The 12,009-nt window shown below is 35.1% G+C and carries 8 protein-coding genes; 1 reads left to right on the top strand and 7 read right to left on the bottom strand.

Annotated elements, in window-relative coordinates; all coding sequences use genetic code 11:
* Positions 1 to 308 precede the first annotated feature (308 nt).
* Positions 309 to 1,811, bottom strand: coding sequence for a leucyl aminopeptidase (locus OZD68_RS05335; protein ID WP_182309797.1), 1,503 nt, complete (start codon positions 1,809 to 1,811; stop codon positions 309 to 311).
* 97 nt (positions 1,812 to 1,908) lie between these two features.
* Entirely contained in the window at positions 1,909 to 2,550 is a 642-nt protein-coding gene (locus OZD68_RS05330; RefSeq protein ID WP_182309764.1) for a protocatechuate 3,4-dioxygenase, read from the bottom strand.
* 881 nt (positions 2,551 to 3,431) lie between these two features.
* On the opposite strand from OZD68_RS05330, the gene OZD68_RS05325 reads away from it, so the two are divergent.
* Positions 3,432 to 4,208, top strand: a complete 777-nt coding sequence (locus tag OZD68_RS05325; protein WP_220468102.1) for a reverse transcriptase N-terminal domain-containing protein — start codon at positions 3,432 to 3,434, stop codon at positions 4,206 to 4,208.
* An 85-nt stretch (positions 4,209 to 4,293) separates the two neighbouring features.
* Here the strand turns inward: OZD68_RS05325 and OZD68_RS05320 are convergent, their stop codons facing one another.
* The 5 genes from OZD68_RS05320 to coxB all read right to left on the bottom strand — a co-directional run bounded on the left by OZD68_RS05320 (position 4,294) and on the right by coxB (position 11,241).
* Entirely contained in the window at positions 4,294 to 7,416 is a 3,123-nt protein-coding gene (locus tag OZD68_RS05320) for a YhdP family protein (protein ID WP_182309218.1), read from the bottom strand.
* The gene (gene rnhA / locus OZD68_RS05315) at positions 7,409 to 7,846 is read right to left on the bottom strand and encodes a ribonuclease HI (protein ID WP_151807582.1); all 438 of its coding nucleotides are present in this window, start codon (positions 7,844 to 7,846) and stop codon (positions 7,409 to 7,411) included. Before rnhA ends, OZD68_RS05320 begins: the two co-directional genes overlap by 8 nt.
* Before the next feature lie 175 nt (positions 7,847 to 8,021).
* Positions 8,022 to 8,909, bottom strand: a complete 888-nt coding sequence (locus OZD68_RS05310) for a heme o synthase (protein WP_182309217.1) — start codon at positions 8,907 to 8,909, stop codon at positions 8,022 to 8,024.
* Position 8,910: 1 nt separating this feature from the next.
* Positions 8,911 to 10,461, bottom strand: coding sequence for a cytochrome c oxidase subunit I (ctaD, locus tag OZD68_RS05305; protein ID WP_182309216.1), 1,551 nt, complete (start codon positions 10,459 to 10,461; stop codon positions 8,911 to 8,913).
* A 15-nt stretch (positions 10,462 to 10,476) separates the two neighbouring features.
* Positions 10,477 to 11,241: a cytochrome c oxidase subunit II gene (coxB, locus tag OZD68_RS05300; protein WP_012673173.1), complete on the bottom strand. Its 765-nt coding sequence runs from the start codon at positions 11,239 to 11,241 to the stop codon at positions 10,477 to 10,479.
* Between the last annotated feature and the right edge of the window lie 768 nt (positions 11,242 to 12,009).

Below are 12,009 nucleotides of genomic sequence, written 5' to 3'. Positions count from 1 at the left end.
TGACAAAAAAAGGAGCACTGGGATGACAGCAGTCCTACGTCATACCGCCGCGGTATCTCTAGATCCCGCTAACAAGCAGCGGGATGACGAGCTTATCGTCACGCCGCCACGAACCGTCATACCGCGATTCATTCGCGGTATCTCAGCCGCTAACAAGTAGCGGGATGACGGTTGTCAGGGTGTCATGAAAGTAGCTGACACTGGAATCCAGAAAAAAAGAAATATGTATCAGCTACTTTCATTTGCTGCGCCTCAAAAATAAACGTTCATGTAGCTGTAAGTCAAGCCATAAATCCAGATAAAGATCTTTAATCATTGGCTTCGTAGTACTTTTCAACCAACTTATTAAGTAACCTTACACCAAAACCTACTGCTCCTCTTGGACAAATGTCAGTACCTTTTTCGTGCCAAGCAGTGCCTGCAATATCTAAATGTGCCCAGCAAGTTTCATCTACAAAACGCTGTAAAAACTGTGCAGCCATTATGCTATCTCCGCCAGAGCCCGCAGGAGAGATATTTTGCACATCAGCAATCGGTGAATCAATAATTTTATCGTAAGTTTCATTCATAGGAAAACGCCATAACTTCTCATTTACTTCATTTCCTGCATCAATCAGACGGTTTGCTAATTCATCATTATTTGAAAAAAGACCAGCATATTCGTTATTTCCAAGCGCAACCACTATAGCACCAGTTAAAGTTGCAAGATCAATCATAAATTGTGGTGAAAATCTCTCTTGCGCATACCACAAAGCATCTGCAAGTATGAGCCTTCCTTCTGCATCGGTGTTCAACACTTCTATTGTCTGTCCAGACATTGAAGTTACTACATCACTTGGTCTTTGAGCATTACCACCCACCGCATTTTCTGCAAGTGCGACCACACCGATCGCATTTACTTTTGCTTTTCGTCCTGCTAAAGCATGCATCACACCAACCACAGCAGCAGAGCCTGCCATGTCATATTTCATCGACTCCATACCACGTGAAGGTTTGAGCGATACTCCACCAGTGTCAAACGTTATGCCTTTACCAACAAAAGCTATTGGCTTTTGTTCTTTAGCAGCTCCATTCCATTTTATCATTACTAATTTTGGTTCTTTACTACTTCCTTGTGCAACTCCAAGCAAGGCTCCCATTTTTTTCTCTTCCATCTGCTTTTTATCAAGCACCTCGATTTCAAGGCCAAGCTTAGTAAGTTCTTTTTTTATATGATCAGCATAGGATTCTGGATATAGAATGTTAGGAGGCTCTGTTATAAAAGAGCGCGCAAGGAATATACTCTCACCTTCTTGCCTTGAGTGCTCAAATGATCTTTCAGCATTACTTAATTGCTCATCTTTTACTAATACGGTAATCTCCTCTACCTCTGTAATTTTCTCATCCTTTTTAGTTTTATACTTATCAAACTTAAAACTACGCAGAAACGCACCATATGCAACATTTGCTGCACTACCTTCGATCAAAACCGCTGCTTTTTTAATTTTTAATCTGCTTAGCTCACAATATATTTTACCACCAATATTTAATCCTTTATTTTCATTCCATTCATCCTTCTTACCAAGTCCAACAACTATGACATTTTTTTCTTCTGGCAAAGTAGTAGAGAAAAATTCACCAAAACTTCCATTGAAATTGCTAAATTGCTTTATATTATCCATGATCTGTTTTCCTTGCAAAACTCCGCCATCATTTACGGTTTCGTTGTCCTCAAATAAACCCGTTACTATTGTTTTAAAATCGGGCGAAATTTTAGAAATTGTTATTTTCATTGCTGTCATCTCCGTTGCAAATAATTGTAAACTGTACATAAAACACAGCAAAAACATCAGTAAGATATCTTTCATATACATCCTAAGTACAATAACACTCAAGTTTACTATGGACTCCCTTACATGCAAGGGTTTTTTATCTTTTATTAGAGAACTTATTATATCCGCCCAAGGTAATGTTGAACGTATAGGTTTTTATGACCTGATCACTGTAAGTAAATGGTGTTATGAGAAGGCTTGCAAGCCCATTACTAACAAAATCTCCAAGAACAGGATCAGCACAATTATCGCAATTATGGTCAACAAAAAACATTTGCGTTGTGAATTCCGGAAAATCCGGATGTTGAACTAGAAAGTTGATATGTGGAGCTCTATCACCAATTTTACCAGGTGCTATCGTAATAAAATTATAACAGCCAAGATTATTCACTACAAACCTTCCTGATCCAGCAAAATTCGGATCATCCTCTATATTCTTATCGTAATTGTTCACGCCGCGTGAATTCGCGTGCCATATAGAAACTACAGCATTTTGTATTGGTAAGCAGTTTATATCAGTAATTCTACCCACTATGTGTATTAATTCCCCTATTGCACTATTTGGAGAACCAGGTTTCCTTCTTAAATTGTTTGAAGAGCTAAAATTTTTTGGCCTTGCATCAAGGTCATATATTTCCGGAGTTTTAATGCAGTTGAGCAAAACAGGATCAGCTGCAAATAGCGGCAAACTGAATATCATTCGTACTAAAAGTGCTAACAAGATATTTTTCACATTCATTTCATTTATAATAGACTTCTTGCATAACCATATAACAAACTTTTATTGGAAATAGAAACGAAAAAACTTGCTTGACACCCTTCGCCAGCCACCTTATCATGAAACTGAAGGTGTTCAGTTATCTTCATCTGTGCAGATTAAACAGCAAGAAAACAACGTAGTTGGTGTCTTATTTTTAATTTTTTGCACTATGTGCACCTTATGTCTTCACAATATTTCTGGGTTTTTACCTACACAAGCTGAAACGCGCTATTTAAAACATTAAAAAACGCCAACTTAAAAAATGGATAGTGAATAACTAGCTACCCTATGGTTTCTTTTGCCTTTTTTTCTGTTTAGTAAATTGTATCCGTTCAGCGGAGTGGTAGAATAAGGTAGACAAAGCAAGATAATAAAGATAATCATAGAGCAAAAGTGAGTGTGCGATCCGATGTCATGAAATCATGATGGTTAAATTCCATCCACCATAACATCTGGTTGAAATCATAGTTCACATTTTAGGAAATTGGCAATTTTCTAGGGTGCAAGCATGAACTAAAAGGTAGTAATATTAAACCTTATAATAAATCCTCTCGAGAAGAGTTAGATATGGTTACGAAAGAAACTTATGTTTGAATTGTCGTCATTGCAAATATGCGAAAAAAAAGGTTGATACGCATAAACCAAAAGGTACAGAGAATGGATGATTAAAATGCTCACGTTTAATCAAGATGTTTCCGATCTCTCGGCAAAAAGTAAGAACCTAAATCCAACACGAAATGGTTTCATGGAACGGAGTAACCACATGGAAGCTCTTGTTAATCTTTATAAGAGTAACAAGCAGGTAGCCAACCGCAAGTCTCTGTGTGGAGGGATTGTTTAAGAAGCTAATGCCTAGGGTAATGTCTAGGATATGCAGACGTGGACACTGTAATTTGGAAGGTAAAGTTGTAAATAGTAGTGAATATGTTATGAGCCAACAAAATGTTAGGTATGAATGGAATGAAATTCCTTGGCGCAAGCTAGAGAAATTTTCGTTTAAGCTACAAAAACGAATTTACCGAGCTTCACAATGTAATGATATCAAAAAGATGCACAATCTTCAGAGGTTATTACTCAAATCAACAAGTGCAAGAACGATAGCAGTTAGAAGGGTAACTGAGGACAAAAGAGGGAAAAAAACTGCAGGTATTGATGGAAAAGCTAACCTTAGTCAAAAAGAAAGATTGCAATTGGCAAACTCCTTAGATATAAGGGAGAAAGCAAAGCCATCAAGACGCATTTGGATTTCAAAACCTGGAAAGAATGAGAAACGCCCATTGGGGATACCCGCTATATCGTGTCGAGCAAAACAAACACTTGTAAAAATGGCTTTAGAACCTGAGTGGGAGGCAAAATTTGAGCCAAACACTTATGGTTTTAGACCTGGTAGATCATGTCATGACGCCATTGAAGCAATATTTCAAGCGTTGAGTCGAAAGACAGCATTCATCTTAGATGCTGATATATCTGGGTGCTTTGACAATATTAACCATAATAAACTACTTGAAAAGCTCAATACCACACCAACGTTAAAGAAAATAATAAGAGGATGGTTGAAAGCAGGTGTTATGGAAAATAGAATATATAAACCAACTGAAAGTGGTATAGCACTTCTCGCAATAGTCCGAATAGGATAAGATATGTGCTTATGGCTATGGTAGATCAGTAGCATATTATGATCTGTTCGGATTATTGTAAAAAGAGCTATAACTTCCCTTTTGGTCATATCGAACCAAATTTCTTTTTCACACCACCTTTTAAGCCACTTTCGTTAGTTTTTGTCATAATGCGATCAAACACTCCCAATAACCTCTTTAATAGGTTTGGAGTTAGCGAAGAGATAAGATCAACAGATACGTTATTGTTTTTGTCATCACCACTTGCTTTATAGTCTATTGAAACGATTCCCCTACTCTTCCCACCAGTAAGAAGTTTTCCAATTATAGGAATTTTTAACGAAGATTTATTAATTGAATATGCTGGTATTACTTGTCCTGCAACCTGGAATTTATAATTTCTAATATCGAGCTTACCACCAGTGCTAATACCTAACTCCGCCCCTTCAAGCCAAGATTCTTCAATTTCAATAGTGCCATCTTTGTATGAAAAAGGTGCATTACATTTGTAAAAGTATACACCTTCATTTTTTATGGCATTTACAATGCCAGGCAATGAAGACATCGACAATAAAGTAGTAAGTAGTGGAGCATCTTTGATGTAGAAATTGCTAATGGATAACGTACCATAATGTTCTCCACTTTCTCTCTGAGGAGAGAGATAAAAAGACAATTTGCCGTTTTTAATTGATTTACTAATGCCTAAGGAACGCAAAAGCATACCTGAATTATCAGCATATATTTCGAGCCCTATTCCACTGTATTCTGCTAGTATGTTGGTGCTATCTTCCAGAAACTGCCCTGTAAATTGACTTCCATTGCAATTACCTTTAGTACAGGTTACATTCAGCTTAGCATTTTTGATAACGATGCCTTCTTTCATAATTACATTGTCAACATTCATACTAATCTCTATATCTTTATTTAATCCATTACTGTTTTTGCCAAGCAAGCCTAAAATATCACTTAAGTTAATTTCCTCACCATAAATAGTTATGGCATTTTTCTCCTTACCTGATTCAATTTCTATACTAAAATCATTATCAGGCAATTTAAAGCTACTAGAATTTAAATATAAATTTCCATTTTCTACTCTTCCGCTGAATTTTATATCTAGGTCATTTCCTACAATGTCTAATTTATCTACTAACAATTCACCCGCTCCTTTTAAACTTGTAGAAAACAAAATTTTATTGTGATCTTCAAAGCGATTTTTCCACCCTAAGTAGCTTGAATGTGATTCAAATTCTGATAAATCTATATCACCATTAACATACCCCGTCTTATCTTGATTTATCACTGACTCTAAATTTGCACTGACATAGCCACTATCAAAATTAAATATTTGAGCGGGTAAATCTCCGGTCAAATTCCAGGCGAAACTTTCATTCCTATTGCTACTTTTCAGGTCAAATAATAGCTGTGTGTTATTCACCATACCACTACCATTTAAATCTATAAAGTCACTGCCAAAACTAAGCTTAATATCATATTTACCAAGACTTGCATTATAGACGGCCAAATTGTCAATTTCAGAATGAAAATTTGCTGAGAAGTCTACTTTTTTGTCATCAGCATTTAGATTAAAAATGCGAAAATTAAATACGGATTTTGCTATTCCACTTACTTTATCCCTTTCAACCTTCACAACATCATCCAGCTTAAATCTTATATGCTCATATAAACCATACGCATCACTTACAGCTTTGCCATTAATGGTTAGAACTGAATCTTCCTTATTTAGAGATTTCATTTCAATATCACCACCATTAACAGTGAAATTCTGAAACTTAGCGCTATTTACAGTAATTTCAAGATCGTTATTCTTGATGATCAAATCACCCTTTAATTCCTTTACTTGCTCAAAATCTTCATCAAATTTTACGCTACCGTTTTCTATATCAGCAACAATTACAATGTCTGACAGATCGTCATCAACCAAATTGTTAATTTTGCCATTGAAACTTACAATGGTATTTAAAACATCCCCATCAATATTATCACAATACCAGCTTTTAAATTTACTATTTACTACACTATCTGGTATATAAGTACATAAATCCTTTGCAGCAAACTTACTAATATTAATTCTAAGCAAAGCATGACTTGTACCAAAGTTCATTTTGCCTATTAAAGAGAGATACGTGTCATTTAACTTAAAATGGAAGTTTTTTACACTAATAATTCCACTACTATATGTTAAATTTATATTTACATTAGTTAAGGCCAAATTTTTGTTCAAATAATTTTCTGTATTTAATACGTATATATTTCCATCTACAATTTCATCCTTTTTATTAATTTTCACTGAGAAGCTTCCTTTGAATCCTATATTTTTGTCCAAATTGTAGCTTTTAACTAATGTAGAAAACTTGCTCAATAGTCCCAATTTTAGATCATAAAATGTACCGTACACATTTAGCAAATTGTTGCGATTTTTTATCGTAATTGATAAATCATCCAAAAATCCCTTTCCATCTTTTGTATTCACATGGATATCTAAAACATTAAAATCTTCCCCCTTCCCGATATATAATTTATCAATAAAAAATTCATCTTCTGTGCTTTTATCAATAGCGATGTTAGTAAATTCAATTTTTGAATCCGCATTTAAGTCAAAAAAAAATTCCCTTATTGTTTTTAATAGATTTTTTGCACTACTTTCTGTCATCTTGAAATTCTTCCATGTCATCCCAGTATCTTTTTTTCCTGTCATCCCAGCACTCGTCCTTGTCATCCAAGTAGCTTGACTACTTGTTTCTTTTTTTCTCGATTCCAGCGTCACGCGCTGGAATGACACCGAAGGAAGGCGATTACTACTTAAATAATGATTATCCAAAAGGTCTAATGAGTTTTGCGGATTAACATTAGTTTCTTCTCTCTTGATACATACATGCACATTATCAGCTGAAACCTGAGAGAGATTTGTGCTAGCTTTAAATAAGGAACTTAACTTAAAATGTACAAAAAGCTCAGGAACTTTTATAGTAAAATTAGGGTTTGCTATTGCCAAATCCGTAATGACTAAATACGGATCTTTGCCATCTTTCTGCCAAACAACTGAGGTATTCTCGATATTAACGCTTGATCCAACAAATATTTTTGATATTTTATGTTTAACATAAAAATCAATATAATTAATATTGATTTCTAAAGGCTTAAAAAAAATAAAGAAGCACAATATGAATAATAAAGCTACGGAAAATAATATAGTAATTTTTTTAAGCATCGATTATTGCTTTTCTTGCTAAACTATCAGCCTCCTCATTATACTTATCGCCACTGTGTGCTTTAACCCACTTCCAATCGATTTCGTGTTGTGAAGCAACGTTGTCTAGCTCTTTCCACAATTCCATATTTTTTACTGATTTTTTATTACTTGTTTTCCAGCCATTCATTTTCCACTTATTTATCCATTCTGTTATGCCATGCTTAACATAAAGACTATCCGTATATAAATTAATATTACAAGAAAATTTCAATACTTTCAGCCCATTGATCACCGCTGTTAACTCCATTTTATTGTTTGTGGTATTTTCTTCTCTACCATAAATGTCTTTTCTGTAATCTTGAAATAATATGATAGCTGCCCATCCTCCCGCTCCAGGATTACCAGAACACGCCCCATCCGTATATATTGTCACTTCTTTTTTACTCATCTTTGTTTATATCGGTTAACAAAGTATATAGTTGCTTTTATGAAAGCACAATTTCTAAAGGTAGTTTAAGCTGCACCTTTAAATTTTATTATAGAAACAAAAAAAAGTGTGACAACGAGCATTACCAAAAGGAAAAGTAAAAAATAGTTTTTATGCTTCTGCCGTTCTTTCATAACTAAAATAAATCAATAGAACAAAAAATAATACTGGCGAATAGGGAAAATAGATAAGAAATTGAATAAGAAAACATTTTTTTCTGTGAGCTGTGATTCTTGAACTTCATAACAGATACAGCGTACCAAATAAAAACGCAACCTTCAAAGGTTGCCATGCTTAGATAAAGTAAAGCCTTTTTCAAAAATAGAGCCGGAAGCAAGCTAGTTAGCACCAGCAAAACACTATAAATTAATATATATTTTCTTGTTTTTTCCGGACCATAAACAATATTGAACATTGGAATTGATGCCTTTGCATAGTCTTCAGACTTATTTAAAGATAGGGCCCAAAAGTGTGGTGGAGTCCACATAAAAATTACTAAAAATAAAATGAAACTTTCCCAACTTACAGAATTAGTCACAACTGCCCAGCCAATCATTGGAGGGAAAGCACCTGCTGCACCACCGATAACGATATTCTGCGGAGTACGCCTTTTTAGCCAAATTGTATATATGAAAACGTAAAATAATATGCTAACAGCAAGCAAAGCAGCAGAAATATAGTTTACTGCTATTGCCATGATAAATACTGACAATATTCCAAGAGTTATACCAAATTCAAGCGCACTTTCTGCAGAAACTCTACCTGAGGGTATAGGGCGGTTTTTTGTCCTTTCCATGAGCAAATCTATGTCTCTGTCATACCACATATTTATAGCACCTGCAGATCCTGAGCCAAGAGCAACACATATAAGAGATATTAGTGCTAGAAAAGGGTGCATACTACCTGGTGCAGTAACCATACCAGCAACTGCAGTAAATACCACAAGATACATTATCCTTGGCTTCAGCAAACGCCAAAAATCCAGTATTGTTGATTCAACATTTAGCAAAACACTTGTGTACATTCTATTTTACCACTGGTGGTTTTTCGAAAGTATGAAAAGGCGGTGGTGAAGATACAGTCCATTCCAAGGTGTCACCTCCACAAGGATTATCTCCAGCTTTCTTGCCACATTTAAAAAGATGTATAACTATAAATACAAAAAACATAACTGAAACAAAGGACATATACGAACCAATTGAGGATATATAATTCCAAGGGATAAACGCATCAGGATAATCAGGTATACGCCTTGGCATACCAGCTAATCCTAAGAAATGTTGAGGTAAAAAAGTGATATTGGTGCTAATAAAAGTAAGCCAAAAGTGGACTTGACCTAAGCGCTCATTATATTGTTTACCCGACATTTTACCAATCCAATAATAAAAGCCAGCAAAAGCTCCAAATAATGCAGCAAGTGACATGACATAATGGAAGTGAGCAACAACATAATAGGTGTCGTGCAGGAGCTTATCTATTCCACCATGAGAAAGAATTATTCCCGTTATGCCACCGCCAACAAACATAAAAATAAAACCTAGTGCAAATAGCATAGGGGTTTTAAACTCAATTGCTCCGCCCCACATAGTTGCAATCCAGCTAAAGACTTTTACACCAGTTATAACACCGATAAAAATTGTGGTAGTGCTAAAAAATGCAGCAGCGTCAGCACTAAGCCCAACAGTGAACATATGATGAGCCCAAACCATAAAGCCAAATACTGCTATACCTATCATTGCATAAACCATCCCTATGTAACCAAATACAGGTCTGTGAGAAAAAGTTGATACAACCTGACTTATGATGCCAAATGCAGGAAAAATAATTACGTAAACTTCTGGATGACCAAAAAACCAAAATAAATGTTGAAATAACACAGGGTCACCACCACCGGCAGGATCAAAAAAGGAAGTACCAACATTGCGATCAGTAAGAAGCATAGTTATAGCACCGGCAAGCACCGGTAAGGCAACAATCAACATAAATGCTGTTAGCAAGACAGACCAAACAAATAGTGGCATCTTAGTCAACGACATGCCTTTCGCACGCATGTTAAATATAGTAACTATAAAGTTGATCGCCCCAACAATTGACGACATACCAGCAACATGAAGTGCAAGTATAGCAATGTCAACTCCTGCACTTGGATGGGACATTACCTGTGATAAAGGTGGATATAAAGTCCAACCTGTACCTGGACCTTCACCAATAAACACTGAGAGAATGAGCAAAATAAAAGATGACACTAATAACCAAAAACTTAAATTATTCATACGAGGAAATGCCATATCTGGTGCGCCAATCATGAGAGGTACAAACCAGTTACCAAATCCTCCCATGAGGGCTGGCATTATCATAAAAAACACCATTATCAACGCATGCCCTGTAACCATTACGTTATATAATTGATAGTTATTGTTAAGTATATTAATGTGCATTAGCTGAGTGCGAATAATCACCGATAATAATCCACCAATAATTCCAGCTAATATGGAAAAAATAATGTACAGTGTCCCTATGTCTTTATGATTAGTGGAAAACAACCAACGCTTTATGCCCCTTGGTACGTCACTCATATCTATACTCCAAATTTAACTCACTAATTTTCTATTTTCAATCCACTTATTAAAATCTTCTTTGCTTACTGCTTCAACAACAATTGGCATAAATCCATGGCCTTGACCACACAATTCATAGCACTGCCCGTAATAAACACCAGACTTTTTGATATTAAACCACGCCTCATTCAGCCTACCTGGTATCGCATCAATTTTTACACCAAAAGCCGGTACTCCCCAGCTGTGTATCACATCTCCTGCTGTAACTTGTAAACGAACATTAGTATTAATGGGTAAAACGATGTTGTTATCAACAGAGAATAGCTTTAAATCTCCTTCGATAAAGTCTTCTTTTCCCTTAATATAACTATCAAATGACACACCTTGATATTCTGGATATTGGTAACTCCAATACCATTGATGGCCAATAACTTTCAGTGTTATATCAGCTTTCGGTATTTCTTCCTGTAGCTTCAGTAATTTAGCGTTTTCAAAGGCTAATATTCCAACAATGATAGTTGGTATCACAAACCAAATAATTTCTAAAGGAACACTATGGGTAGTTTTACTTATGTTTGTTACTTTGCTTTTACGAAAGCGAAACGCTATATAAGCAAGCAGCGCCCACACAAAAAGCATTATTGTAACCATCACAAGCATCACAAACGAATGTGACCTAACTACAGCCTCCATTACTTCAGTTGCAGGAGCAGGAAATCCAAATTGCCAGGAAGTAGGAGCAGAGGCAACAGATATATTTGAGTAAAATATTATCAATAGTGCAAATAACTTCACCATATCTTTTGTTTGTTTGCTATAAAACTAAGTGATATACTGTATAATAGTATATATAAACTTACTATGCAAATAGAGATTAGTGATGGTTAATAATTTTTTAGCATTCAACAAGTGTAATAGTACAATACTAATTGAGGAAAAAAGCATTTACATAAATCTATTGTAAGTAAAAATATTATAATATTTTAAATTAAGTATTTACTTTAAGTAAATTCTATAATAAGTTTAATAGTGTCTGTTACTGCTAATAACCCTCTAGCCTCACACCTAAAAGCAGTAACAGACACTATTAAACTTTATGACAAGTTTATAATCTGTAAGATCAAAGTCTTACAAGTTTCTTTATTTCATTATACATTGCAGTTTGTTAATTAACTTTTAATGCCTATGGTGGCATTTACAGCTTGGACCAAAGGTTTATGTATTATAGAAAATAATTATAAAAAAAACACACTATTTGTATACCATACAAACTTTTTTTATTCTGCATAGCTGAGTTACTAGATTCTGTAAACGAAATCTTTAGAGAAGCCAAATGGGCAAAGTTTCATGAAGGTCTTTTGCATCTCTTAGCATAGATCCCTTACTTAACCATCATACCGCGATTCATTCGCAGTATCTCAAAGCATAGATCCCGCTAACACGTAGCGGGATGACGATTGTCGTTTAGCCATAAACATTAAGAAATTTACCAAATAAAAAAAAAGGCAAAAGAAGCCCTTGGGTTATTATCCGCTTTAAAATATTGGCGTTTTTTATGTTTTAAAC

Origin of the sequence: Wolbachia endosymbiont of Drosophila bicornuta (assembly GCF_028982105.1) — a bacterium.
GTDB classification, from domain to species: Bacteria; Pseudomonadota; Alphaproteobacteria; order Rickettsiales; family Anaplasmataceae; genus Wolbachia; species Wolbachia pipientis.
The sequence above is the reverse complement of the archived record's forward strand: the minus strand, read 5'-3'. Positions and strand labels throughout refer to the sequence as shown.